Raw genomic sequence first — 24,920 nt, forward strand, 5'->3', positions numbered from 1 at the left:
CATGATTACTCAAAAGCAGCTAAAAGTATCGAGCTTACGAGCTCATTAAAACCGATAAAAAACAATTTAATATTGTTTAATAAAATTATAACAGATGAAGATAGCCGTTATTGGTACCGGATACGTAGGTTTAGTTACCGGAACCTGTTTAGCAGAAACAGGAAATGATGTAATATGTGTTGACATTAATGAAGCGAAAGTAAAGCAGATGCAGGCTGGCGAAGTACCGATTTACGAGCCTGGTTTAGATCTTTTGTTCCATAGAAATATAGAACAGGAAAGGTTGACTTTTACAACAAATCTTGCAGATGCTGTAAAAGATGCGCAGATTATTTTTATGGCTTTGCCAACGCCTCCGGGTGGAGATGGAGCTGCTGATCTTTCTTATATTTTAGGCGCTGCAAAGGATATTTCAAAACTGATTACCGAGTATAAGGTCATCGTAAATAAATCAACTGTTCCGGTTGGAACGGCCGATAAAGTAAAGGCTGTTTTTGCCGAAAATACTTCGATTGAAGTAGATGTGGTATCCAATCCTGAATTTTTAAGGGAGGGTGTAGCGGTTGATGATTTTATGAAACCTGATCGCGTGGTTTTAGGAACTAAAAGCGAAAGGGCGAAAAAGCTGATGGCTGAATTATACGGTCCTTATGTACGGCAGGGGAACCCAATTCTTTTTATGGATGAGCGCTCTTCTGAATTGACTAAATATGCGGCAAACTCTTTCCTTGCCACCAAAATCACCTTCATGAACGAGGTTGCCAACCTTTGCGAACTCGTAGGTGCTGATGTTGATTCGGTAAGAAGGGGCATAGGTTCTGATGATCGTATCGGTAAACGTTTCCTTTTTCCAGGGGTAGGTTACGGCGGTTCATGTTTCCCAAAAGATGTTCAGGCACTAGTAAAATCATCTGATGATTATGCCTACGATTTTCAGATCCTGAAATCGGTAATGGAGGTTAATGAAAGACAAAAAACAATTCTGGTTGATAAGGTGATTAAATATTACAAAGGCGATATCAAAGGCAAACATTTTGCACTTTGGGGACTTGCTTTTAAACCAGAAACTGACGATATCCGCGAGGCACCGGCCTTGTATATTATTGATGCGCTGGTTAAGAACGGCGCAACCGTTACCGTGTTCGATCCAGAGGCAATGACAAATGTTAAAAACATTATTGGCGATCAGGTAAACTATGCTAAAAACCAATACGAAGCTTTAGAAGGTGCTGACGCACTGTTAATTGCAACAGAATGGTCGGTTTTCCGTAACCCTGATTTTGAGAAAATCGACAACATCTTAAAAAATAAAGTGGTTTTCGACGGTCGAAATTTATACGATTTGCAAAAAATGATCGATCTTGGCTATTATTATAACAGCATAGGTAGAAAACTATTAACCCCCTAGCCCCCTGAAGGGGAGACTAAGCACAATGTGCAGTTTAAGGGCGTTTTTAAAAAAAAGAATATGAACGAAAGAAAGGAAAAGTCCCCTTCAGGGGATTTAGGGGGTAGAAAGAGAATATTGATTACAGGGGCAGCGGGATTTTTAGGTTCGCACCTTTGTGATCGTTTTGTGAAAGAGGGTTATCACGTTATCGGAATGGATAACCTGATTACAGGCGATATGGCAAATATCGAACATCTGTTCAAGCTGGAGAATTTCGAGTTTTATAACCACGATGTTTCCAAATTTGTACATATTCCAGGTAAACTTCATTACATTTTACACTTTGCTTCACCTGCAAGTCCGATCGATTATCTTAAAATCCCAATTCAGACACTTAAAGTAGGTTCGTTGGGTACCCATAATCTTCTAGGCCTTGCCAGAAATAAAAATGCAAGGATGCTGATTGCTTCAACTTCTGAAGTATATGGCGATCCGAATGTGAATCCTCAGCCAGAGGAATATTGGGGTAATGTAAATCCGGTTGGTCCACGTGGTGTTTATGATGAGGCCAAACGTTTTCAGGAAGCTATAACCATGGCCTACCATACTTTTCATGGTGTAGAAACGAGGATCGTGAGGATTTTTAATACTTATGGGCCTAGAATGCGCCTCAATGATGGCCGTGTTTTACCTGCTTTTATCGGACAGGCTTTAAGAGGTGAAGATTTAACTATCTTTGGGGATGGAAGTCAGACACGTTCTTTCTGTTATGTTGATGACCTGATTGAAGGAATTTACCGTTTATTGATGAGCGATTATGCGCAGCCGGTAAACATTGGTAATCCGGATGAAATCACCATCAAGCAGTTCTGTGAGGAAATTATCAAACTTACGGGCACCACACAGAAAATTGTTTATAAAGAACTTCCGCAGGATGATCCTAAACAGCGGAGACCTGATATTACTAAAGCAAGAGAGATATTGGGATGGGAGCCGAAAGTAGGCCGTGCCGAAGGATTGAAGATTACATACGAATATTTTAAATCATTGCCTGCAGAGGCTTTGGAGAAGATAGATCATAAAGATTTTACCACATTTAACCGTTAAAATGGCAAAAATATTAGTTACTGGTGGAACAGGATACATAGGTTCTCACACAGCAGTAGAGTTACATAACGCAGGATACGAAGTCGTAATTGTTGATAACCTTTCTAACTCTAACATCAAAATTTTAACCCAGCTTCATGCCATCACTGGCAAATGGTTCGATTTTCATGAAATCGATCTACAGGATGATAGAGCAGTTCAGGAATTTGCAGAAAACCATACCGATATTGATGGAATTATCCATTTTGCAGCATCAAAAGCTGTTGGCGAATCGGTAGAACAACCCTTAAAGTATTATAAAAACAATTTTTACGGTTTAATTAACCTTTTAACTTCGTTTAACAGGAAGATTAATTTTGTGTTTTCTTCATCTTGTACCGTTTATGGTCAGCCAGAAACTTTACCCGTAACTGAGGCTGCACCAGTACAGAAAGCCGAATCTCCTTACGGAAATACCAAGCAGATTGCCGAGGAAATATTAGCAGAAACAGCTGCAGTAACACCTGATTTAAATGTAATCGCTTTACGTTATTTTAATCCGGTTGGTGCACACGAAACCGCTTTGATCGGTGAACTACCAAATGGTGTTCCTGCTAATCTTGTCCCTTTCATTACCCAATCGGCTATTGGCAAACGTGGTCCGATTACGGTTTATGGAGACGATTACAATACGCCTGATGGTTCTGCCATCCGCGATTATATCCATGTGGTTGATCTGGCAAAGGCACATGTTGCGGCGATTAAGAAACTGGAAGAAGGAAATCCTAACGGTAATTACGATGTTTTCAATATCGGTACGGGTAAAGGCTCTTCAGTTTTAGAAATTATTGCAGCCTTCGAAAAAGTGAACGGAGAGAAACTTGAATATAAAATCGGTCCAAGAAGGGCAGGCGATATTGTTCAGATTTATGGCGACGTTCAAAAATCGAATAAAGAACTGGGCTGGAAAGCCAATCTTGATATCAATGAGATGATGCGCTCTGCATGGGAGTGGGAAAAATACATCAAGGCTAACCCTTTTTAAATGAAGTTATCGGAGCACAAAGATCTAAAAACTGCTATAACAGAATTGCCTGTCAAAGAAAAAGACAAGCTATTGCTGCGTTTGGTGGCTAAAGATAAAGTGCTTACAGAGCATCTTCATTATAAATTATTAGAAGATGAAACCGATTTGGAAGATCGGAAGGAAAGGATTAAAGCCGATGTGGAAGAACAGGTTCTGGAACTGAAAAAACTAAATGCCAAAGAGGCATTGGTAAAGGTTCGGAAGATGATTACCTCGGTTAATCATTTTTATAAAGTGACTAAAGATCCTGTTGGTGAGGTAGAACTGAAACTATTTATCCTCAATGCCATCCCTTTTGATTATAAGAAATCAATTTTTGGTTATCGCGATTTTATGATGCTTTTTAGTATATTTTACTTAAAAACTGTCGCGGTAACCATAAATAAATTCAAGAAACTGCACGAAGACCTGCAGTTTGATTTAAGTGAAGATTTAAATAATTTGCTCGATAAAATCTATTCCTCTAAATTAGCTGGTGCAGCAGAGGCAAGTAATTTGCCAAAGGAGATAAGTTAAAGCTATGATCTACCATTATGTTCGGATTATTTAAAAAGAAAAAAATAGCACCCGAATTTAATTTTTCTGGTATTGGCACAGATATGCACTCGCACATTATTCCGGGGATTGATGATGGCGCACAAACGTTAAAAGATTCTCTTCTTTTGGCTAAGAAATTTAAAGATTTGGGTTATAAGAAGCTAATCGCCACTCCGCACATCATGGCCGATTATTTTCGGAATACGCCCGATACCATTAATCGTGGCCTAGATACGTTAAGAAAAGGCTTACAGGAAATGGAATTCGATCTGGAGGTCGATGCCGCTGCCGAGTATTACCTTGATGAAACCCTAGAGAAAAAAATCAGACAGAAAGAGGTTTTAACTTTTGGTAATAATTACCTTTTGTTTGAATTATCTTATATAAACGCCCCTCAGAACCTGATCGATTTTATAAAGATGATGCAGGATGCCGGATACAAACCGGTGCTGGCTCATCCTGAGCGTTATCCTTACTATTACAATTCTTTCGAAAGCTATCATCAGATCAGAGAAACCGGCTGCCTGTTACAGGTAAACGGTATTGCTTTAACAGGTTATTACGGCGCTGGTGCAAAAAAAGTAGCCGGAGAAATGGTCGAAAACCACATGGTCGATTTTGTAGGCAGCGATATGCACCATCTAAAACATGCTGCGGCGCTCGAAGATAGTCTTAGTACGCCCTTAATGCAACAACTGCTTACCCAATCTCAATTGAATAACGCATTGCTTTAAAGTTTATCAGTTCATTTGTCATTCGTTTATTGGTTTTGCAAGTAGCCAATTGTAAGTCTCGTCATTCTGAACTTGTTTTACAAGTAGAAATAGTATTTTTATCTGTCTTGTAGCTACTTCGTGGTCGGGATCTATAAGCGGAGTAAATCCAGTAGGGACTAATCGCTAACTTTTTTAGTTAACCGATTCAAACAATTATCAATTAAGCCCTTTGAGCATTCACCATGAACTAATAAACCATTGACCAATGAACTAATGACTAGTGAACCAACTCTACTCGTACCTCAAGGCCTCTACAGGATCTAGTTTTGATGCCTTTTTAGCAGGATAATATCCAGATAGAATTCCTACAAATACACATAGTACAAAACCACCAATAATAAACAGCCAGGGGATTAAGAATGCGCCACCCATGGCCAGTGAGATGAGATTTCCTAAAACTATTCCCAGGAAAATACCCAAGGCACCACCCATTAAACAGATTACTACGGCCTCGATTAAGAACTGGCGGCGGATTACCTTCGGGTTTGCGCCGATGGCTTTACGGATACCAATTTCGCGTGTACGTTCAGTAACCGAAACGAGCATGATATTCATTAGGCCGATTGAGGCTCCAATTAAGGTAATAATTCCAATGGCAACACCACCAATAGCCACAAAGGCCAAGTTTTCGAATAAAGTCTGAGCAATAGCATCACTCTTGGTAATTTCGAAATTATTGGTTTCGTTCACCTTTACCTTGCGGATATTTCTGAATAGTGCAGTAGATTCGCCAATAATGTTTTCCTGCATCTCATTACTGGGCACCATTACCGTTATGGTGTAAGATGGATTGGCATTGGCATTAATCTGTTTGGCTTTTAGCAAAGGCACATAAACAGCCCTATCGCCACTAAAGCCCATACTCGATCCTTTTTTCTCTAATATGCCAACAATTTTAAAACGGTTATTACCTACATTGATCAGTTTGTCTAACGGATCGGAGTCTTTAAATAATTTTTCAACTACTTCGCCACCAACAATACACACGTTGCTTCCGAGTTGTATTTCAGAAACACTAAAATTTCTTCCTTGTGATAAATTTAATCCCTGAGAGGCTAAGCCATTTTCATCTATACCTTGAACATTGATGTTGGGATTGGTTTTTAAGCTCCCGTATTTTATGGTAGAACCACCGCTGGCAAAAACACTTACGGCAACAGTAGCAGGTGTATTCAGACTATCTTTAAATTTAACGGCATCTTCGTAGCGGATGGCTTTAAAAGGTTTTGGTCGTTTGCCATTTCCAATTCTAATTCCTGTACCGCGGTTTCTGATGGTAAAAGAGTTGGCCCCCATGCTACTAAAAGCATCGGTCATACTTTTCTTTACAGCATCAAGAGTGGTTAAAATCCCAACCAAAGCCATTAAACCAATGGCAATAATTAAGGCGGTAAGCATAGTACGCAAGCGGTTCGCTTTAATAGATTCTAATGCCAGTCTGATGTTTTCTCTGTAATTCATTTAGTATTGCGATAAGCGTTTGGCGGGCAAAGCTTGTAAAAATAAAAAAAGTCCCGATGTTTAGACAAGGGGACTGCACTATATGTTACAATAATATTTTATTTATGCCGAGAAACTCGTACCACAGCCGCAAGTGCTGGTTGCGTTAGGATTAACGAACGTAAAACCACGGGAGTTTAATCCATCCTGCCAATCGATCATCATGCCCATTAGGTACATCTGGTGTGCTTTGTTCATAAAAACTTTAATGCCATCTATAAAAAATTCCTGATCGCCATCTTTTTTCTGATCAAAACCTAAAACGTAATTCATGCCGGCACAGCCGCCACCTTCTACGCCAACACGTAATCCATAATCTTCACTGATCTCCTGCTGATCCTTTAATTTATATAACTCCTTAGCTGCTCCTTCAGAAAAAGTAACTGGTGCAAATGCTGTATCAACTGTTGTGCTCATGTTATTTAAATTTTATCTGTTACAAATATAAATAATAATGCACATTTTTGCTTTTAACGGTCCGTTAATATTACCGTAATTAAACAATACTTATGAATACCCAACAAATTTTAGTTGATATAGTGATTTTATTTGCAGGCATTTTCATCGCATTAATGGCTGTTTATTATATTTTAAAGAACGATATCCAACGTTTTTTTAACTTAAAAACCATCGAGCTGAATAAAGAAAGCCGGGCACATATTTTGCCTTTGCGCTTACAGGCACACGAGCGTTTAATCATATTTATCGATCGTATTAACCCTGCAAATTTGCTTGTGCGTCTGCACCAACAGGGAATTGCCATTGCTACACTGCAAGCTGGTATTTTAAACGAAATCCGTTCGGAGTACCAACATAATATTACCCAGCAGTTGTATGTGGATAGTGTAACCTGGAATGTGGTTCGTAAATTAAAAGACGATACCATTGCCATGATTAACAATGCGGTACAAGGTTTACCTGCTGATGCAAATGGAATTGAGTTGAGTAAAGCAATTTTACAGCACATGGCCAGTATTGATGAAAATCCTTACGATTTAACCATCGAACTGATCAAAAAGGATATTCACCAACTTTTTTGATGAGGTTAATTGGTTAATCGTTTAAATTGGTTAGCTGAAATATGTACAGTTAACCAGTTTCAACAGTTAAGCAACTTTGCTGGACTAATGAACCAATGACCATTGAACTAATGAACTAACCAATTATGAGCGAAAAAAAGTACACCACCACTTCAGGTATTGAAATAAAAGCGCTGTATACCGAAGCGAAGCCAATGGAAGAACTGCCTGGAGAATTTCCTTTTACCAGAGGAATCCAAAAGGATATGTACCGCGGTCGCTTGTGGACGATGAGGCAGTATGCTGGTTTTTCAACCGCTGAAGAATCAAACAAGCGTTATCATTATTTATTGGCTCAGGGAACAACGGGCTTATCTGTTGCTTTTGATCTTCCAACTCAAATTGGTTACGACTCTGATCATGAAATGGCCGACGGAGAGGTGGGTAAGGTTGGCGTGGCTATCGATTCGTTAAAGGATATTGAAATTTTATTTGATGGTATTAAGCTGAAAGACGTCACGACTTCGATGACGATCAATGCTACGGCTTCAATTTTACTGGCCATGTATATTGCGCTGGCTAAAAAACAAGGTGCAGATTTAAAACAGATTTCGGGGACGATACAAAATGATATCTTAAAAGAATATGCTGCAAGAGGCACATATATCTATCCGCCAAAGCAATCCATGCGTTTAATTACCGATATTTTTGAGTTCTGTAGCAAAGAAGTGCCGAAGTGGAATACCATTTCTATATCTGGCTACCATATTCGTGAAGCTGGATCAACCGCTGTACAAGAACTTGCTTTTACATTGGCAAACGGTAAAACCTACCTAAAAGCGGCTTTGGGTAAAGGTTTAGATATTAATGTGTTTGCGAAACGGTTATCATTCTTCTTCAATTGCCACAATAATTTCTTTGAAGAAATAGCTAAATTTAGGGCTGCAAGGCGGATGTGGGCGAAAATTACCAAAGATTTGGGGGGCACAGATGAAAAAGCGCAGATGTTAAGATTTCATACCCAAACCGGAGGCTCAACCTTAACGGCGCAACAACCATTAAACAATGTAATCAGGGTAAGCAATCAGGCTATGGCTGCAGTTCTTGGCGGAACTCAATCTTTACATACCAATGGTTATGATGAAGCACTTTCGCTCCCAACCGAATCGGCTGCAAAAATTGCTTTACGTACCCAGCAGATCATTGCCTTTGAAAGCGGCGTTACAGATACCGTAGATCCGTTGGCTGGATCGTTCTTTGTAGAAAGCTTAACTGATGAAGTAGAGGCTGCTGCCTGGACTTATATCGACCGGATAGATGCCATGGGCGGCTCGGTTAATGCCATTGAAAGCAATTATATGCAAAATGAGATTGCCGATGCATCTTACCAATACCAGAAAGAAATCGAAAATGGCGAAAGGGTCTCGGTAGGTGTAAATAAATTTACCCAGGAGGAAGAAGGCCTGACAGAGGTTTTTAGTATTGATGATTCAATCCGCAAACTGCAAACTGAAAAACTAGACGATTTAAAAACGACCCGCGATAACGCCGCTGTTGAAAGAGCATTGCAAAGATTGCAGGAAGCGGCTAAAGGCGAAGACAATCTGATGCCATTGATTATAGATGCTGTTGAAAAGTATGCTACTCTTGGTGAAATTGCCGATGTGTTTAGGAGGACTTTTGGCGTTTACTAAGGAATTTAAGCACCCTGATTCTATGTTTTGTTCCGGATTAAATTAAAAGTATTTTGCTTTTAAGAAGCGATGATAAAATGAACAGATACTTCATTCATTGATTTTGAAAATAATGGATTAAAGTGTCGTAAAATTCATACAAAAACAAAGTATAATGAAATAATAAAATATCAATTTAAACGATTGGCTTAAATTAATATTAATTTAATTATCTTATGGCTTTGATTCTCAGTTTTTTGACATTAAAAAAGACTAAAACGCTTAACTAGTACCTAAAATGGCTTAGATTTTGCTTTTTCAACGGCAATTCGAAGTGATGAGGGTATATTGATGTTAAATAATGGTTAATGTGGATAACCAGTGTTAATAAATAGTTATCAACATAAAAAATTGAGGTTAAGTGGGCTACTATATTCCTTATCAGTATGTTACGATTTATTTGAAATTTTTGTTTAAAATGTTGATAATTTTCTCAATATTCGTAGTCCCTAAACGGACCATCCCTTTAATTCGAATAGGCACTGTAAACCAATAAATTATAGAAATCGCAATGGAAAAAACTTGTACAGAAGTATGGAAGAACTGTCTTCAAATTATTAAGGATAACATCCCGAGCCAAAGTTTCAAAACTTGGTTCGAGCCAATAACAGCCCTTAAATTGGAAGGTAAGGTTTTAACTATACAGGTGCCAAGTTTGTTCTTTTACGAATGGCTTGAAGAACATTATGTAGGCTTGCTACGCAAGACTGTAAAAAAACAACTTGGAGAGGATGGCAGGTTGGAATATAACATCGTTGTAGATAAATCATCAAACAGCGGTAATCCTTATACTACCAATATGCCCTCAAATGGAAATGGAGCGGAGGCAAAGGTACAATCGATGCCAATTCCGGTTTCCATTAATAAGGATATTAAAAACCCATTTATTATCCCTGGATTAAAAAAATTAAATGTTGATCCACAATTAAACTCTAACTATACTTTCGAAAATTATATTGAGGGAGATTGCAACCGCTTGGCGCGTTCTGCAGGTTACGCTGTAGCTGCTAAACCAGGAGGTACATCTTTTAACCCTTTAATGATTTACGGTGGAGTAGGTTTGGGTAAAACACACTTGGCCCAAGCGATCGGTAACGAGATTAAACGCAGCATGCCAGATAAATTGGTTATCTATGTAAGCTGTGAGAAATTCTGTCAGCAGTTTGTAGATTCATTAAAAAACAACACCATTAACGATTTCGTTAACTTTTACCAGGCAATGGATGTGATCATTATGGATGACGTACATAACTTTGCAGGTAAAGAAAAAACACAGGATATTTTCTTCCATATTTTCAATCACCTACACCAATCAGGCAAACAGGTAATCTTAACATCTGATAAAGCGCCGAAAGATTTAGCTGGTTTGGAAGAGCGTTTGTTAAGCCGTTTTAAATGGGGTTTATCTGCAGATTTACAGATCCCCGATCTGGAAACGCGTATTGCTATTTTAAGAAAGAAAATGTATGCTGATGGTATTGAGTTACCAGGCGAAGTGGTAGAATATGTGGCACACAACATTGATAACAATGTGCGTGAGTTAGAGGGCGCTATGGTATCTCTTTTGGCACAGGCCACTTTGAATAAAAAAGAAATCGATTTGGCGCTTGCTAAGCAAATGCTGAAGAATTTTATCAAAAATACTTCTAAGGAAATTTCAATGGAATATATCCAGAAATTGGTTTGTGAGTATTTCGAGGTTCCTGTTGATATGGTTAAATCGCAAACACGTAAACGCGAAATTGTTCAGGCACGTCAGATTTCGATGTACCTTTCTAAAAGCCATACTAAATCATCTCTGAAAACGATTGGTGCTTTCTTCGGTGGCCGCGATCACAGTACCGTAATTTATGCTTGCCAAACAGTAGAAGATTTAATTGATACTGATAAAAAGTTTAAAGCTTACGTACACGATATCCAAAAGAAATTAAAAATGAGCTAAACTAAGTTCAGGAACAGAAAGATAGAAGGGTTTAAATAAAATCTTTCGTTCATGTTCAAAAGTTTATGCGTTAACAATAAAGGCCAGGTATTTTATCTGGCCTTTACTTTTTGCCCTCTATCAGTTTATAAAAATCTTCTTTATACAGATCGCCAAAAGGAATAACCGCATCGCCAATGTATATCCTGGCTCTTTCTATACTATTTATCTTTTTTACTGCAACAATGAAAGATCTATGTACCCTGATAAATTGCTTTTTAGGGAGTTGTTCTTCAGTTTTCTTTATACTTTGAAGCGACAGGATTTTGTCTGTTTTGGTCTGGATAGCTACATAATTTTGCATGCCTTCTATGAAAAGGATATCGTCTGTATTGATTCGGACCAATTTATATTCAGTTTTTACAAAGATGAAGTCATTTTCGGATTCTGCAGGCTGATAAGTGATGCTTGTTTGCAATGGTGCCGTTAAACTGAAATGGCGCACAACTTTTTGTACAGCTTTGTAAAAGCGCTCAAAAGATATCGGCTTAAGGAGATAATCAACCGCATTGTTTTCAAAACCATCCAATGCGTATTCTGAATAAGCCGTAGTCAGGATAATCAGGCATTTTTCGTTCACAATTTTCATAAACTGTACACCGTTGAGCTGCGGCATCTGTATGTCCAGAAAAACGAGTTCAACATCATTTTTCATCACATATTCTAAAGCTTCTAATGGGTTGGTACTGCTAAAAGCAAGCGTTAGGTCTGGAATTTTACTGATATAATCATTCAGGATATCGATAGCAAGCGGCTTATCATCAACAACTACGCAACGGATCATATGTTTTCTATATTCAGGTGAACGGTAAAAGTATCATTTTCATCAATAATTTCGAGCTTATGCCGATCGGGGTAAATCAGTGCCAACCTTCTCTGTACGTTGGCCAGCCCGATTCCACCGGTTTTATCTTTGTAATCCTTATTCTTTTTATTGAAAACTTCAAAATCAAAATCGCTTTCATTGATAGAAAGTTTAATCCTTATGGGGTTTTTAGGGTCATTTACAATTCCGTGTTTAAAAGCATTCTCTATAAAATTGATCAATATCAATGGCGCAATCTTCTTGTTTTTATAATCCCCATTAATTTCGAGATCGATATAGGCGCTACCTTTTTGTCCTATTTCGAATAATTCTACTACATTTTTCAGATAGTTGATTTCCCTTTCAACCGAAGCAAACCTATCGTTGCTCTCTTTAAGCATGTACCTTAGCAGTTCCGATAATTTTAATACCGCTTCGGGCGCCATCTCTGCTTTTTGGTAGGTTAATGAATAAATATCGTTCAGGGTATTAAATAAAAAATGCGGGTTAATCTGCGATTTTAAGTAAGCCAATTCTGTTATGGCTTGTTCTTTCTCCAGTTCCTGTTGTTTTTTCTGTGTCTCAAAATATTCGCCAACATAACTTATAGCAATACTGAAGAAAATATATACATAGTTTTCGAATAGTAACGTTTGGAATGATAACCAAAAATTCAGCTTATCTATGTATACATAAGAGTACCAACCGAATTTTAGTGGGAGCAGCGTTGCATATACATATTTGTGGATAGGAGCCAGTAAGGAGAAAAGAATAAAAAGTGCTGCTATGTAAAGTATAATTTTTTTTGTCCTGACCAGTTTTGGTACCAATACTAAAAAATTGGCGTAGAAAATGCATACCGGAAAAAAAAGCACAATAAGTTTAACGCTTAAAGTTGATATAATGGTTGCAAAACTCAAGTCGTTTAGATTATAGGTTTGAAAACCAAATAAAAACTCTTTTAGCCATAAAATGAGCCAATAACCAATGTGTAAGTATATAAAATACGCTTTCTTCATTTCCGAAATTTGCTAAAAGTACTATAATCACCTTATAAGAACACTTTAAAAAGTATAAAACCCTGAATTTTATAGACCAAAGCCGGAATTATCAGGTTTAAGCCTTTTTTGGACTAAAAAGGGTATTCAGCAATGAAATTTTGGGTTTGATCAATTACATCCTTTATTATATTCTTTTCCTGTCAATTTTGGAGAAAATTAAATCATCAGGGAATGAGAAATCTATTTAAACTAACACGCTGTTTTTATACCTTGTTGCTAATGTGTGCTTTTTATCATGCTAGTGCGCAACCCATAAATGAAACCGAGAAATACTTTCTCTTTTTTAAAACATGGAATTTCCTTAAATATTATCATCCACAATTTGCGAGTGGAAAACAGGATGCAGATGCTGTTTTTATGAAAAACCAGAGTTTGTTGGATCCTATTAGCAGTAAGGCTGAGCTCAATGCATTTTTGATGGACATGGTTACTGATCCCGGTACTGACAAAAAGGATCTGAAAAATACTAATTTACCTGTTTTAGTAGTTAATCCGTTACATAAATGGTACCTGAAGAATGCGCTGATCAATACTGAACTGAAAAATGAACTATTAGGTGTTTACAGGCACCGTGATACCATTGGAAAACATTATGTGCCAACCCTTAACTACACCTCAGAAATCCCCAATGAGCGGAAATACAAATTTCCGGATTCGATAAACCTGCCTTTGGGCATGAGGTTATTAGCGTTGGCCAGGCTACAGGGAGTGATCGATTACCTCTATCCACATAAAGGTTTAATGAATGAAGGCTGGGATCAAACAGTGAAGAACAATATCCTGCTGTTTAAAAACTGTGCTTCCCGTATGGATTATGAAGTGCTGCTCCTTAAAATTGTGGCCAAACTAAACGATACCCACGCCTATAACCGCTTTTACGATGACCTAACTTATAAAAGAGAAATCTTTAAAAACAGTTATTATCCTCCTTTCGACTACCAGATTATCGACAACAAAATATTGGTTAAGGAAATTATCGTTCCAGATCAGTGTACAGAAGCCGGCATTAAGACTGGTGATTTAATCACGGCGGTTAATGGAGTAGCGGTAAAGAAATTGATCGACAGCCTCAAAGAACTGCTTTCTGCTTCGAACAGGAATGCCCTGGTTTATAAATTGAACAATTACATAACCAATTTGATGTGGCGCGGTGATTCTTCCCGATTTCGTTTAGCTGTTTCTTCATCGGGAAAGAAAAAAGTGCATTCGGTAGCTTTTGTAACAACAAAAAATAGAGTAGCTATTAAGGCGATTAACAGTTATATGAATGCCAAATTGAAGGTTGCGGAAAATGTTTTGCCATTTCAGGTGATGGATAATGAAATCGCTTATTTTAATATCGATAAAGTACATGAGTTGTTAAATGATGTACATGACGATCATTTGGATACAAAAATGGATTCTATTTTAAACTTAGCTGCAAAACAAAAAGGGATTATCTTCGATATGAGGGGCTATCCACATTGGGGTGGTTTTGTTTTTCACTACATCTATAAAAAATTCTCAAAACAGAATAACCTTTTTGCGCAGTATTTTCAGGCTGATACCCAAAACCTTGGAAGCTTTACTGCTATCCCCGGTACAATTACTTATTATCCAGATAATGTAACTACAGATGGTTTCAGTTATAAAGGTAAAGTATGCATTATTGTTAATGCACAAACACAAAGTGCATCAGAATGGTACAGCATGAATTTGCAGCACATATTTCCTAACGCGATTACCGTTGGCGAGCAATCGGCGGGAGCAGATGGTGACGAAAAGCAAATTAACATTCCCGGAAATTACAATATCTATTTTACAGGTAATGCCATTTATTATCCAGATGGAACGCGTGCACAGGGAAAAGGAGTCAAAATCAATAAAATAATTAAACCAAAAATTGGAGATATTCTCTCAGGTGTGGATACGCAACTCGAATTTGCTATTAAATCAGTTCAGTAACTCCTTAAAATATATTTATGAAAAAGATTTTTTTATCACTATTACTGTTGGTTGGCCTCAGAGTTAACGCTGTAAAACAAATTCAGAACAGTGACAGCATTAAAATTTATGTCGACAATGCGCTTCGGATTATAAAGAACAGATCGATAAATAGTGGTAAAATGGATTGGAATAAGATTGATCGAGAGGTTGCGCAGAAGATTGGCAAGTTAAAAAGTATTAGGGAAACTTACCCCATTATAAATGATGTGCTGACAGAGCTAGCTGATTCGCATTCCAAGTTTTTTCCGCCCGAAACTGTCACATCTTATGTGAAAGGTTACCGTGCAACCGGAGTATCCTTCCCTGAAATAAAGACAGCATTTTTAGCAAACCGCTATGCTTATATTGCTTTACCGGCATTTTATTGTTATAATATGGATGAATGGAACGAATTTGTAAATAATTTTAGAGCAGAACTGTCAAAACTCTCAGTTCAAAAACCTAAAGGATGGATATTGGATCTGCGGGATAACGAAGGCGGAATGTTTGCGCCAATGTATGCGGCAATTGCTCCAATGCTTGATCAAGCTAACGTAATCGGCTGGATGGATAGAAATGGGAAAAATAATTTTTTCAATTTTAAAGACGATAGGTTATTCGAAAACAAAAAAGCTGTTTATCTATTTAAACTAACTACTCATAAAATAAAAATCAAGAATCCTAATCTGGTGTTATTGATAAATGAAAGAACTGCCAGTAGCGCCGAATTTGCCGCTATATCTTTCGTAGGCCAGAAAAATGTTACCATAATTGGGGATAAAACAAATGGATTAACTTCGGCAAATCAGGAACATAAACTTAGTGATGGCGCATTTTTGGTGCTAACAGAAGGCGTTACTATCGACAGGAATTTAAAACAATATGTTAACGTCGGAGAAGGATTGGTCGGTGATGTCAAAGTTGGTCAGCTTACCGGAAACGAAGAAAAAGATAAGAAATTATACCTCGAAAAAGCTTACGAAGTATTAGGTGGTAAAACTGTTCACTAATAAAAAAAGCTCCTTAATTTTTTTGGTTAAGGAGCTTTTCGTTTCGGCTAAGATAAGTTTAAAGTTTTTCTACTTCAGCTAAGCCATATAATAAGGCCGCAACATGTAATGCCTGGGCTATTTTATTGTCTTTTATCAGTTGCTTTACTTCCTCAACAGTATATTCCTCAACATTTAATATTTCGTGTTCATCTAAATGCTGCTCATGCGTTTTAATACCACCTGTTAAGAAGTAGGTAAAGGTTCTGTTGTTTGATGTTGCAGGATTAGGATAAAGTTCGGCAATAAGTTTACAGGTTTTAAAACTGTAGCCCGTTTCTTCTAAAAGTTCACGTTTAACAGCAAATTCAGGCGCTTCATCGCCATCAATTACACCACCCGGAACTTCAAGCGAAATAATATCTGCTGCATGACGGTACTGGCGCACCATGATTATTTTTCCTGCTTCTGTAAGTGCAATCGCATTAACCCAGTTTGGATACTCTAAAACATAATAATCGTCTTTTATAATGCCATCAGGAAGTTTAACCTCGTCTACCCGTAAGGTAGCCCACTTTTCTCTTACTAAATATTTAGAGGCAAGCTTTTGCCACTTTTCTATAATCATCTATTTATATTGTTTTGTTTAGCGCCATGCGCATGGCGTTTAGCGCAAATACTGTTGTATCGTTTTCTGACGGTGCAAGTTTACCAAATGTACAATCTTGTGTCGATCTGACAGGTATTGATAGACTAAATTCAGCTTTGGTGCAATCATTTGGTTTCGATCTGGGCTTGTACCTAATTCGTAATATAAGAATTCGCTCAGGGAGTCGAGTTTTTCGGGAGGGAGGTCGCCTTCGGTTAACCAATTTTCAAAAACCGAAAGCACTTCATTTTCCAGAATTTCTTTTGGCAATTGAAAACCGCCTTCCATAGTTTCGTCAAAAAGTTGATTGGCCTCGGCCAACTTGCCTTCTAGCTTTAAACCCATAATTCGGGCCAAAACCTGTGCAAGTTTCTGTATTTCTGCTGTGATTAAATCTCTTCTATACATTATTGTTGTAATGTTTTAATCTTTTGGAAAGTTGTAACTTTTAAAATCAAAAAGACTCCAACTTATGGACTATGGACTATGGACTATGGACTACCAGCTTCCGCTGCTTCCGCCACCGCCAAAGCTTCCTCCGCCAAAACCACCAAATCCACCGCCGCCGCCACCAGAAGAACCGCCTCCCCAGCCACCGCTGCTTCGGCCGCCACCGCTTCCAAAAAGCATTGCCCAGAACAAAGCGTTAGATGCACCCCGACCGCCAATTACTTCACTGCCGCCTCCACCGCCTTTCCTCATAATGATGATGATTACGATTACAATAATGATAATAATCACAATACTGACACCTCCGCCACCTTTCTTTGAAGAAGTTTTAGGGCTATCATTTTTATACTCACCTTTGGTATATTTTATAATCGAAGTAGTACCTTCATCTAAGCCGGCATAATAATTTCCTGCTCTAAAATTGGGTTTAATATCGTTATCAATAATACGCTTGGCATAAATATCAGGCAATGCACCTTCCAAGCCATAACCTGTTTGGATAGAAATTTTTCGATCACCAACGGCCACAACGATCATAATACCGTTGTTTTTGCCACTTTGGCCAACTCCCCATTTTCGGCCCAGCTCTACAGCGTATTCGTTAATATCATAATCGCCTACAGATTTTAATATTGCTATAGCAATCTGTGTTGATGATGAATCATTGAAAGCCACTAATTTAGTTTCCAGTTGCTGCTTTTGATCGGCTGATAACACATTAGCGTAATCATTAACCAAAGTATTGGGTTTCTCTGGAAAATCCTGTGCAAAGGCGAAAGTGAATAATAAACTCAGTAACGAGAAAAGGAATATTTTCTTCATCGCTTATTTCTGCTCTAGATTGTCCATAAAAACGATATCATTTGGCAATTCATTAATGTCGCCTTTTTGAGGAGGGAAGAACAAGGCTAGTTTTTCTCCCGCCAATGCTACGCCCGCAATAATGCCATCAGCTAAATTGCCTTTTGCAAAGTGTGCAGTCATCGCTATTTTGGTCGTTTCCCAAAAATTTTCAGGTACTACCTGGTTAATACCTACATCGCCAATAATGGCAAATTTATGATCGGCATGCGCCAGGTAAATCAGTACCCCATTTCTTTTGGCTGTTTTGTCCATGTCCAGCTTGGTAAAATACTCGATAGCTTTTTCGTATGGATCACCTGTGCAGTGTTTGTCAATAGCAATCCTAATTTCTCCGGATGTTGCTCTTTCTGCATCGGAGATCGCGTTTGCTATTTTTTCTTGTTCAATATCTGAAAATAATGACATGTGCTTATTTTGTATGAAGTAAAAAGGGTAATAAATGCTTAGTTAATAAACATTCACTACCCTTATATATTGTGTTGAGAATATTAAAATTCTACTTTAGGTGCATCTTTTGCAGTAGCATCAGCCTCGAAATACCCTTTAGGTTTAAAGCCGAACATGCCAGCTGTTAAATTAGTTGGGAACGATCTGATTTTGCCATTATACTCTTGCACAGCATCGTTAAAATCTTTACGGGCAACGGTAATCCTGTTTTCGGTACTTTCTAATTGTGCCGATAAATCACTGAATTGCTGTGTAGCCCTTAGTTCAGGGTAATTTTCGGTAATCGATAATAATTTACCCAAAGCCTGGCTCAATTGCCCCTGAGCAGCCTGGTATTTCTGGATGTTTTCTGGTGTCAGTTCATCAGCTTTAACCGTCATCTGTGTTGCTTTTGCACGCGCTTCGGTTACGGCTGTTAATGTACCCTGCTCAAATTTAGCTGCCCCTTTTACAGTAGCTACCAGGTTCGGAATTAAATCTGCTCTTCTTTGATATTGGGTTTGCACGGTTCCCCATTTCGATTTAACGTTCTCATCAAGTTTAACCATGCTGTTGTATCCGCATGAACTTAAAGTGCTCACTGCAATAACTGCAGCTAAAATTCCAAATATTAATCTTTTCATTTTTATGGTTTTTGTCTTTTTAATAGAATTGATTTATGGTCAATTTACGAATTAGATATCAAATTGCATGCCTTTGTTACACTTTCAATAATTATCTGCCAGGTTGGCAAGCTTAGGGTAATGTTTAAACTGATGTTTTTGTTTTGAAGCGCAAGGTCATTCGCTTTTTTTAATGTTTGCTCCCGCTCTTCGCTCTACTTCGTGTCCGCTCCGATCGGGGCTAAAAACTTTTGGTTGTGGCACGGAAAACCTACATAGTCGCAACAAAGCCGCCATCTAAACCCGATCGAACGGATGCCCCCGATTTTTCATCGGGGCAAGAGGTAGAGCGGGAAGAAAGTGGCCTATGGAATAATGCGGTGGCTTTCCAAAAAAAACATAAAAGCATTACTTTAGTCTGCTGATAATTTTTAGTCATATTCTGAAATCATCAAATATGCTATCAGTTGCCTATCTTTGTACCGTTCGGGATAAAAACCTGACATGCTATGCAAAAAGATATCGAAATTACGCTGCTCCCGCACGAGGTAGAGCAAACAGAGGTGATTAACCAGAAACTGGCTGAAGCGCTAAAATTACCTGGTTCAAGAATTAAAGGCTATGAAATCCTGAAAAGATCAATAGATGCCCGTTCGAGAAAAGTGATATTCAGACTTCAGGTAAAAGTTTTTGTAGATGAGGAAGCCACTCCCGAAGTATACACCATTAATTATAAAAATGTAAGCAACGCGAAGCCTGTGATAATTATCGGGGCTGGCCCAGCAGGCTTGTTTGCAGCTTTGCAGTGTATAGAGAATGGATTAAAGCCCATTATTATCGAGCGTGGTAAAGATGTAAAACAACGACGGAGAGATTTGGCTGCTATAAACAAGCAGGGTTTAGTGAATACCGAATCTAATTATTGTTATGGTGAAGGTGGGGCAGGAACCTATTCGGATGGTAAACTGTATACCCGTTCTAATAAACGGGGCGATATTAATAAAGTGCTCCAGGTTTTTGTAAACCATGGGGCAGAGGCTGATATCGCTATCGATGCCCGTCCACATATAGGTACCAACAAACTTCCGCATATTATCACTTCCATAAAAGATACGATCCTGAATGCTGGTGGCGAGGTGATGTTCGATAGTCGTATGACTGATATTTTGATCGAATTCGGAAAAGTAAAAGGAATTGAGATAAATTTTGAAGAAAAGTTGTTCGCCGATGATATTATCTTGGCAACTGGTCATTCTGCCAGAGATGTGTACGAATTGTTGAACAGTAAAAATATCCTAATCGAAGCAAAACCTTTCGCTTTGGGGGTCAGGATTGAGCATCCTCAGGAAATTATTGATTCAGCTCAATACCATTGTGATATTAGATCGGAGTTTTTACCTCCCGCGTACTACAGTTTGGTGGAGCAGGTTGGTACCCGTGGGGTGTTTTCTTTTTGCATGTGCCCCGGAGGTATTATTGCGCCTTGTTCTACAGGCGAAAATGAAATCGTGGTAAATGGCTGGTCGCCATCTAAACGGAATAATCCTTATGCCAATTCCGGAACGGTGGTTCAGGTTACCTTAAACGATGTTCTGGGTTACGATCCGCTTAGAATGTTGCATTTCCAATCGGAGATTGAAAAAATGGCTTTTGAGGCAGGTGGCGGAAACCTTGTAGCTCCGGCCCAGCGCATGGTTGATTTTGTGAACAATAACTTATCGATCGATCTACCAAAGAACTCCTATCTTCCTGGTACCAAAAGTTCTATGCTCGACAATATTTTACCCGATTTCGTATCGGATAGCTTGCGCGCGGCATTGCCTTTGTTCGGGAAAAAGATTAAAGGTTATTATACAAATGAAGCTATTTTGGTAGGGGTAGAGAGCAGAACATCATCACCGGTTAGAATTCCAAGAGATAAAGAGACTTATCAGCACCCTCAGGTAAAAGGTTTATACCCGTGCGCAGAAGGCGCAGGTTATGCCGGTGGAATTGTATCGGCAGCCATAGATGGTATTAACTGTGCAAATGCAATATTAAACGCATCTTAACAAACTTTATATTGCCGCAATTGTTGTTTGGGTATGTTTAATATTACGAACGAAATTAAAAAGGCATTTAATGGTGATGCCTGGCATGGTAACCATGTAATGCAAACTTTAAATAACGTTAATCCTGAAAGTGCGTTCAGCCATTTTGTGCCAGGAGCGCATTCAATTGCCGAAATCGCCCTGCATTTAACCGCGTGGACGGAAGAAGTTACCTCAAGATTGAGTGGGAAACCTGCTGCAGAACCCGCCATGGGCGATTGGCCAGTGCCCGAGAGTAGAACGCCTAAGGCCTGGGAGCGCATTATCTTTAATTTTAAAATTGCCAATGAAGAACTTATCCGCTTGTGCGAAAGCATAAAAAACAATCAATGGGATGATGAAGTAAAGAGTGAGCGGAACCCGGCGTTGGGAACAGGCGTAACCAATGCAGAGCTTTTGAGTGGTTTAGCACAGCACCATGCCTACCATTCTGGTCAAATTGCTTTGCTTTCTAAGTTTTAATAATTAATTCTGTAATCATAAATCTTTGGAATCACCTTTATGAAGAAGACACTTATTATCGGCGCATCGCCAAACCCATCCAGATATGCTTATAAAGCAGCCAATATGCTCAAGCGCTTCAACCACGAAATTGTTAACGTTGGCATAAAAAAAGGAGAGGTTGCAGGTGTAGAAATTGAAAAACCAGATCAGATCCACAACGATATAGATACCATAACTTTATATATTGGTCCAGCTCTACAGGCGCAATATCACGATTATATCCTGGCAACAAAACCCAAGCGGGTAATTTTCAATCCTGGAACTGAAAATTATGAGCTGGAAAAATTATTGGATCAGCACAATATCGAACCAGTTGAAGCCTGTACTTTGGTATTGTTAAGCACAGGGCAATATTAAAATCTATATACCACGCCCCAGTTAACATAATCTGCCTGCGCAAAGTGCATATAGGTTTTTGCCTGTAAGCCAATGTGCGGCGTAATATTAAAAGTTGGTCCGAATGTCCAGTACCAGGTCGCTTTATCCATCAATCTATTGTAGTGGATGTATTTCCCAATCTGGGCTGCAACGGTTATGCGCCATAAGTTGATATCAGCACCAATACTGATCCCGGTACGCCATTTATCATAAGAAGTGCCATAGTTCTGGAAGGTTTCCCCATAATTATCCGGGTCAAATACGGTATAATAATAAACGGCATCTGCACCGGCCTTAAGCGACATCACATCATTCAGGTAAAAATTGTAACCCGCATATAACCCGCTTTTGTATAAACTTTTTGTTCTATCGCCAAATACCCCCCTTGCGCCTAAACCTGCACTAAGCTCAATCGAATTACGTTGTAAAGTGGTGTAGGTGCTTTTCCGCTCAGCGGTTAATGTTTTCGGGTTGTTTAATTTAAGTCCGATGTAAACATTTCCGGTGTTCAAACCCCCATTGGGTACAGTAGCTCCACCATTCGATACGTGTAGAAAACCGAAACCTACTAACAGATCCGCATATTTACTCATTGGCAGCTCCATTCCCAAATCTGCTTTAATGGTTTCATTAATCGGACTTCCCAAAAATCGGTTTTTGGTATTATTAAAGTAATACTTATTCGTGTAGCCCAAGCCAACGCCCGGCGTAAAATTAAATTTAGCTTTTCCGACTTTGAATAGCTGAAAATCCATCTGTGCCACTAAACCATATATCTGGCCAAAAGCATTGGCTGAAGTATCCTTTGTGCCTTTCAGTTTGCTTATGTCTCTAAAAACAAAGCCGATCCCGTAAGATTTGGCACCGCCAAATCCAATCCATTTATCGCTGTTCTGGCTGATGTCTTTAAAATATGCAGCGTCAAATCCCGTAATCTGGTCCTGAAACAGATGCCCCTGATCGTTATTTATATGTGTGCCAAATATGGGCTTAATAATAATCGAATGATTTTCGGGAGCAATTTGAGCCTTAGCAAATGCGCAGCCCGTAATAACGCAAATAAAAGAGAGTAGTTGTTTTTTCATTAGCTTTTACTAAAACGGTAAGCAAGACTATAAAAGGCATAACGGTAGCCAGTGGCACTGTTTTTAACTTCGTTGGAAGTAAAAGTAGCGGTATAATTGGCTGTCCAGCGTGCAATAGCGAAGGTTAAACCTACCTGTGTGGTAAAAACAACTGGCTTAGGCTTAAAAGTGATCGGCCCTTTATCATTCAAAAATAAGCCGCCCTGCAAACTCGAATCGAAAGCAATGGCATGTAACTGCGGACTAACAGAAAGGAAAAGTTCGTACTTGCGCTGCGCTTTGTTTGGATGGTTATTGCTCACCAAGCTATTAAAAGCCGATGAAGCATCCATATCGTTAAATCTGCCCAGGCGGAACATTGCGCCGAGATTTGCTTTTGTAATCACATTACCAACTGCTGCTGAAGTTGTTCCCGTAATATCGAATATTTTATCATTTGTGCTCATTAAAAACTTGTTGTATTCTACACCTAAGTTTAATGTTGGTTCGCTATTTAAACCATATTCCCATCCTTCAATCTGATTTTGACCAACCAGTTTATGAAACGCTTTCTGAAATTCTTCTCCCAAAGCATCTTTCCCGGTAAGTCCAATCTGTGCAGAAACCTTAAGCATCTGTTTATTTGCGTAGAACCGACTATAATTTGCTTCGCCATACAGGTATGCGGAAAAAGGGCGGTCGTGTTGGGCGGGGTTTGGTACAAAGCTGTAATAAGGGTTGTATATTTTTTGGCCAAGCTCAAACCCAATAATTTCTTTACTTCTCCCTGCCTTTAGGTTCTTCCCATTCAGGGCATGCCTATATTTAATAAAAGCACCGTTTGTATAATAACGGTCGCTGGTAATATCAATGTAAGCATCGTTTTCAGAGATAACAACAAGCTCATTTTTATAATTTTGCGCATAACCGATTTCCGCTATGCCGATAAATAGCAGAGAAAAGTATAGTTTGAGCATCAACTTCATTTATATGGATGGTTTAATAAAGTCATAAAAGTATTAATTATTGTTTAAAAATTCGATAAGATGCTTGCCAATTGCACACGAGTCTTCCGAAGTTTCAATAGGCATAGGTGCTGGAAAACTTCGGAAGTCTATTCAATCACACAAGTTATTGCTACAGTATATATGTATCTCTTTTTTTAGTAAAGCAGTTTTGGTGCTGCTATGAAAGTTAGTTCCCGCTTTTCATTGCAAGTCCTCGCTGTGGGCTTTTCATTTCAATCGGGTTTATTTTGCAGGGTCTTGCGAAGTTTTAAACGGCCGGGCGCAGGGAAACTTCGGAAGTTTCGGGTAAGGGCGCTTCATATTTAAACCTATCAGGTTTTAAAAACCTGATAGGTTTGTTGGGGTAGGTGGTAGAAACAGCTGTTCCCTTAAAAAGTTTGGCCACGTAGCATATTTTTTCTGTCTGAAAACCATTGGGTTATCCCAAACCTTCGGATAATCGGCAGAAAAACTTTGGATATGTATTAAAAATCCCTACTTTTGCATCCCGCTTCGGAGGAAGGGTTTGGTTGAAAAGATGGCAGAGAGATGAGGAGGGCAGGATTTATTTTAAAATAAATATTGCGGGAGCGGAAAAGATTGCTATCTTTGCAGCCCGGATCGGAAGAACGGGAAGCTGATCAACATCGGCATATTGAAATAAGGGAAAAGGAAGAAAGAAGAAGAAAAAAATAAAATTTATTTTATTTGTGATTTCGGAAAAGATCCTTACCTTTGCACTCCCAACCGAAAGGAAGGGTAAAAAAGTTGGAGCAGCGGATGTTGCACAAACAACAAAACAAGATTGAGATGAACAGAAACACGGAGAGACGAACAAGACTTTTCCGAACTGAAGTTTAACGATATATAGATGACCGGCCGTGAGGCTTACCTGGTCAACAAGTTCTTAAAAGAGATGTCAATGTAGCGTAGCGA

General features: G+C 38.7%; 24 protein-coding genes. 13 read left to right on the top strand and 11 right to left on the bottom strand.

The features are described from left to right. Positions 1-94: 94 nt before the first annotated feature. Genes ACTJKN_RS13975 through ACTJKN_RS13995 form a run of 5 tightly spaced genes read left to right on the top strand, consistent with a single transcriptional unit; the run spans position 95 to position 4,834 of the window. On the top strand, positions 95-1,408 hold the full coding sequence (locus tag ACTJKN_RS13975) for a UDP-glucose dehydrogenase family protein (protein WP_440825845.1): 1,314 nt from the start codon (positions 95-97) through the stop codon (positions 1,406-1,408). Positions 1,409-1,468: 60 nt separating this feature from the next. Further along, positions 1,469-2,497, top strand: coding sequence for a UDP-glucuronic acid decarboxylase family protein (locus ACTJKN_RS13980; RefSeq protein WP_440825846.1), 1,029 nt, complete (start codon positions 1,469-1,471; stop codon positions 2,495-2,497). 1 nt (position 2,498) lies between these two features. Then, positions 2,499-3,521: a UDP-glucose 4-epimerase GalE gene (gene galE, locus ACTJKN_RS13985; RefSeq protein ID WP_230145975.1), complete on the top strand. Its 1,023-nt coding sequence runs from the start codon at positions 2,499-2,501 to the stop codon at positions 3,519-3,521. Next, on the top strand, positions 3,522-4,079 hold the full coding sequence (locus ACTJKN_RS13990) for a hypothetical protein (protein ID WP_029275640.1): 558 nt from the start codon (positions 3,522-3,524) through the stop codon (positions 4,077-4,079). A gap of 17 nt (positions 4,080-4,096) precedes the next feature. Then, complete coding sequence (locus ACTJKN_RS13995) at positions 4,097-4,834, top strand: tyrosine-protein phosphatase (RefSeq protein WP_440825848.1); 738 nt, start codon at positions 4,097-4,099, stop codon at positions 4,832-4,834. Between the two features lie 273 nt (positions 4,835-5,107). Here the strand turns inward: ACTJKN_RS13995 and ACTJKN_RS14000 are convergent, their stop codons facing one another. Both ACTJKN_RS14000 and ACTJKN_RS14005 read right to left on the bottom strand, forming a co-directional pair. Further along, positions 5,108-6,337 carry an ABC transporter permease gene (locus tag ACTJKN_RS14000; RefSeq protein WP_167296587.1) on the bottom strand — a complete coding sequence of 410 codons (1,230 nt, stop codon included), beginning with the start codon at positions 6,335-6,337 and terminating at the stop codon, positions 5,108-5,110. A 102-nt stretch (positions 6,338-6,439) separates the two neighbouring features. Further along, positions 6,440-6,793, bottom strand: a complete 354-nt coding sequence (locus tag ACTJKN_RS14005; protein WP_057931114.1) for a HesB/IscA family protein — start codon at positions 6,791-6,793, stop codon at positions 6,440-6,442. A gap of 92 nt (positions 6,794-6,885) precedes the next feature. Between ACTJKN_RS14005 and ACTJKN_RS14010 the strand changes: the two genes are divergently transcribed. The 3 genes from ACTJKN_RS14010 (at position 6,886) to dnaA (ending at position 11,070) form a co-directional block, all read left to right on the top strand. Continuing rightward, positions 6,886-7,416: a hypothetical protein gene (locus ACTJKN_RS14010; protein ID WP_440825850.1), complete on the top strand. Its 531-nt coding sequence runs from the start codon at positions 6,886-6,888 to the stop codon at positions 7,414-7,416. 125 nt (positions 7,417-7,541) lie between these two features. After that, on the top strand, positions 7,542-9,089 hold the full coding sequence (locus ACTJKN_RS14015) for an acyl-CoA mutase large subunit family protein (RefSeq protein ID WP_440825851.1): 1,548 nt from the start codon (positions 7,542-7,544) through the stop codon (positions 9,087-9,089). Between the two features lie 550 nt (positions 9,090-9,639). Then, positions 9,640-11,070 carry a chromosomal replication initiator protein DnaA gene (dnaA, locus tag ACTJKN_RS14020; RefSeq protein ID WP_029275646.1) on the top strand — a complete coding sequence of 477 codons (1,431 nt, stop codon included), beginning with the start codon at positions 9,640-9,642 and terminating at the stop codon, positions 11,068-11,070. A 103-nt stretch (positions 11,071-11,173) separates the two neighbouring features. Here the strand turns inward: dnaA and ACTJKN_RS14025 are convergent, their stop codons facing one another. Then, on the bottom strand, positions 11,174-11,893 hold the full coding sequence (locus tag ACTJKN_RS14025; RefSeq protein WP_440825854.1) for a LytR/AlgR family response regulator transcription factor: 720 nt from the start codon (positions 11,891-11,893) through the stop codon (positions 11,174-11,176). Continuing rightward, the gene (locus ACTJKN_RS14030; protein WP_440825856.1) at positions 11,890-12,933 is read right to left on the bottom strand and encodes a sensor histidine kinase; all 1,044 of its coding nucleotides are present in this window, start codon (positions 12,931-12,933) and stop codon (positions 11,890-11,892) included. The genes ACTJKN_RS14025 and ACTJKN_RS14030 overlap by 4 nt, the downstream gene beginning before the upstream one ends. Positions 12,934-13,146: 213 nt before the next feature. Between ACTJKN_RS14030 and ACTJKN_RS14035 the strand changes: the two genes are divergently transcribed. Continuing rightward, on the top strand, positions 13,147-14,919 hold the full coding sequence (locus ACTJKN_RS14035; protein WP_440825857.1) for a S41 family peptidase: 1,773 nt from the start codon (positions 13,147-13,149) through the stop codon (positions 14,917-14,919). A 17-nt stretch (positions 14,920-14,936) separates the two neighbouring features. Then, positions 14,937-15,950, top strand: coding sequence for a S41 family peptidase (locus ACTJKN_RS14040; RefSeq protein WP_440825858.1), 1,014 nt, complete (start codon positions 14,937-14,939; stop codon positions 15,948-15,950). A gap of 58 nt (positions 15,951-16,008) precedes the next feature. Here ACTJKN_RS14040 and ACTJKN_RS14045 read toward each other — a convergent pair whose 3' ends face one another. The 5 genes from ACTJKN_RS14045 to ACTJKN_RS14065 all read right to left on the bottom strand — a co-directional run bounded on the left by ACTJKN_RS14045 (position 16,009) and on the right by ACTJKN_RS14065 (position 18,962). After that, entirely contained in the window at positions 16,009-16,557 is a 549-nt protein-coding gene (locus ACTJKN_RS14045; RefSeq protein WP_440825859.1) for an NUDIX hydrolase, read from the bottom strand. A 39-nt stretch (positions 16,558-16,596) separates the two neighbouring features. Next, positions 16,597-16,986 (bottom strand): hypothetical protein, encoded by a 390-nt coding sequence (locus ACTJKN_RS14050; protein ID WP_440825861.1) that lies wholly within the window; start codon positions 16,984-16,986, stop codon positions 16,597-16,599. Between the two features lie 90 nt (positions 16,987-17,076). Next, the gene (locus ACTJKN_RS14055; RefSeq protein WP_440825862.1) at positions 17,077-17,850 is read right to left on the bottom strand and encodes a TPM domain-containing protein; all 774 of its coding nucleotides are present in this window, start codon (positions 17,848-17,850) and stop codon (positions 17,077-17,079) included. Between the two features lie 3 nt (positions 17,851-17,853). Further along, complete coding sequence (locus ACTJKN_RS14060) at positions 17,854-18,297, bottom strand: TPM domain-containing protein (RefSeq protein WP_440825863.1); 444 nt, start codon at positions 18,295-18,297, stop codon at positions 17,854-17,856. 83 nt (positions 18,298-18,380) lie between these two features. After that, positions 18,381-18,962, bottom strand: coding sequence for a LemA family protein (locus tag ACTJKN_RS14065; protein WP_039480897.1), 582 nt, complete (start codon positions 18,960-18,962; stop codon positions 18,381-18,383). A 488-nt stretch (positions 18,963-19,450) separates the two neighbouring features. On the opposite strand from ACTJKN_RS14065, the gene ACTJKN_RS14070 reads away from it, so the two are divergent. The 3 genes from ACTJKN_RS14070 to ACTJKN_RS14080 are packed head-to-tail and all read left to right on the top strand — an operon-like array spanning position 19,451 to position 21,892. Next, entirely contained in the window at positions 19,451-20,992 is a 1,542-nt protein-coding gene (locus tag ACTJKN_RS14070; RefSeq protein ID WP_440825865.1) for an NAD(P)/FAD-dependent oxidoreductase, read from the top strand. A gap of 33 nt (positions 20,993-21,025) precedes the next feature. Further along, on the top strand, positions 21,026-21,493 hold the full coding sequence (locus ACTJKN_RS14075) for a DinB family protein (RefSeq protein WP_440825866.1): 468 nt from the start codon (positions 21,026-21,028) through the stop codon (positions 21,491-21,493). 39 nt (positions 21,494-21,532) lie between these two features. Then, on the top strand, positions 21,533-21,892 hold the full coding sequence (locus ACTJKN_RS14080) for a CoA-binding protein (protein ID WP_440825868.1): 360 nt from the start codon (positions 21,533-21,535) through the stop codon (positions 21,890-21,892). Here ACTJKN_RS14080 and ACTJKN_RS14085 read toward each other — a convergent pair. Together ACTJKN_RS14085 and ACTJKN_RS14090 are read right to left on the bottom strand one after the other, a co-directional pair. Continuing rightward, entirely contained in the window at positions 21,889-22,998 is a 1,110-nt protein-coding gene (locus ACTJKN_RS14085; RefSeq protein WP_440825869.1) for an acyloxyacyl hydrolase, read from the bottom strand. The genes ACTJKN_RS14080 and ACTJKN_RS14085 overlap by 4 nt on opposite strands. Further along, the gene (locus tag ACTJKN_RS14090; RefSeq protein ID WP_440825871.1) at positions 22,998-23,963 is read right to left on the bottom strand and encodes a lipid A deacylase LpxR family protein; all 966 of its coding nucleotides are present in this window, start codon (positions 23,961-23,963) and stop codon (positions 22,998-23,000) included. Before ACTJKN_RS14090 ends, ACTJKN_RS14085 begins: the two co-directional genes overlap by 1 nt. Positions 23,964-24,920: the final 957 nt, after the last annotated feature.

Origin of the sequence: Pedobacter sp. 22163 (genome assembly GCF_052045595.1) — a bacterium.
GTDB lineage: Bacteria > Bacteroidota > Bacteroidia > Sphingobacteriales > Sphingobacteriaceae > Pedobacter.

Excerpts from the sequence above, each read along its gene's own strand:
- ACTJKN_RS13975 (WP_440825845.1), top strand. The coding sequence starts at position 95 with ATGAAGATAGCCGTTATTGGTACCGGATACGTAGGTTTAGTTACCGGA.
- ACTJKN_RS13980 (WP_440825846.1), top strand. The coding sequence starts at position 1,469 with ATGAACGAAAGAAAGGAAAAGTCCCCTTCAGGGGATTTAGGGGGTAGA.
- galE (WP_230145975.1), top strand. The coding sequence starts at position 2,499 with ATGGCAAAAATATTAGTTACTGGTGGAACAGGATACATAGGTTCTCAC.
- ACTJKN_RS13990 (WP_029275640.1), top strand. The coding sequence starts at position 3,522 with ATGAAGTTATCGGAGCACAAAGATCTAAAAACTGCTATAACAGAATTG.
- ACTJKN_RS13995 (WP_440825848.1), top strand. The coding sequence starts at position 4,097 with ATGTTCGGATTATTTAAAAAGAAAAAAATAGCACCCGAATTTAATTTT.
- ACTJKN_RS14000 (WP_167296587.1), bottom strand. The coding sequence starts at position 6,337 with ATGAATTACAGAGAAAACATCAGACTGGCATTAGAATCTATTAAAGCG.
- ACTJKN_RS14005 (WP_057931114.1), bottom strand. The coding sequence starts at position 6,793 with ATGAGCACAACAGTTGATACAGCATTTGCACCAGTTACTTTTTCTGAA.
- ACTJKN_RS14010 (WP_440825850.1), top strand. The coding sequence starts at position 6,886 with ATGAATACCCAACAAATTTTAGTTGATATAGTGATTTTATTTGCAGGC.
- ACTJKN_RS14015 (WP_440825851.1), top strand. The coding sequence starts at position 7,542 with ATGAGCGAAAAAAAGTACACCACCACTTCAGGTATTGAAATAAAAGCG.
- dnaA (WP_029275646.1), top strand. The coding sequence starts at position 9,640 with ATGGAAAAAACTTGTACAGAAGTATGGAAGAACTGTCTTCAAATTATT.
- ACTJKN_RS14025 (WP_440825854.1), bottom strand. The coding sequence starts at position 11,893 with ATGATCCGTTGCGTAGTTGTTGATGATAAGCCGCTTGCTATCGATATC.
- ACTJKN_RS14030 (WP_440825856.1), bottom strand. The coding sequence starts at position 12,933 with ATGAAGAAAGCGTATTTTATATACTTACACATTGGTTATTGGCTCATT.
- ACTJKN_RS14035 (WP_440825857.1), top strand. The coding sequence starts at position 13,147 with ATGAGAAATCTATTTAAACTAACACGCTGTTTTTATACCTTGTTGCTA.
- ACTJKN_RS14040 (WP_440825858.1), top strand. The coding sequence starts at position 14,937 with ATGAAAAAGATTTTTTTATCACTATTACTGTTGGTTGGCCTCAGAGTT.
- ACTJKN_RS14045 (WP_440825859.1), bottom strand. The coding sequence starts at position 16,557 with ATGATTATAGAAAAGTGGCAAAAGCTTGCCTCTAAATATTTAGTAAGA.
- ACTJKN_RS14050 (WP_440825861.1), bottom strand. The coding sequence starts at position 16,986 with ATGTATAGAAGAGATTTAATCACAGCAGAAATACAGAAACTTGCACAG.
- ACTJKN_RS14055 (WP_440825862.1), bottom strand. The coding sequence starts at position 17,850 with ATGAAGAAAATATTCCTTTTCTCGTTACTGAGTTTATTATTCACTTTC.
- ACTJKN_RS14060 (WP_440825863.1), bottom strand. The coding sequence starts at position 18,297 with ATGTCATTATTTTCAGATATTGAACAAGAAAAAATAGCAAACGCGATC.
- ACTJKN_RS14065 (WP_039480897.1), bottom strand. The coding sequence starts at position 18,962 with ATGAAAAGATTAATATTTGGAATTTTAGCTGCAGTTATTGCAGTGAGC.
- ACTJKN_RS14070 (WP_440825865.1), top strand. The coding sequence starts at position 19,451 with ATGCAAAAAGATATCGAAATTACGCTGCTCCCGCACGAGGTAGAGCAA.
- ACTJKN_RS14075 (WP_440825866.1), top strand. The coding sequence starts at position 21,026 with ATGTTTAATATTACGAACGAAATTAAAAAGGCATTTAATGGTGATGCC.
- ACTJKN_RS14080 (WP_440825868.1), top strand. The coding sequence starts at position 21,533 with ATGAAGAAGACACTTATTATCGGCGCATCGCCAAACCCATCCAGATAT.
- ACTJKN_RS14085 (WP_440825869.1), bottom strand. The coding sequence starts at position 22,998 with ATGAAAAAACAACTACTCTCTTTTATTTGCGTTATTACGGGCTGCGCA.
- ACTJKN_RS14090 (WP_440825871.1), bottom strand. The coding sequence starts at position 23,963 with ATGAAGTTGATGCTCAAACTATACTTTTCTCTGCTATTTATCGGCATA.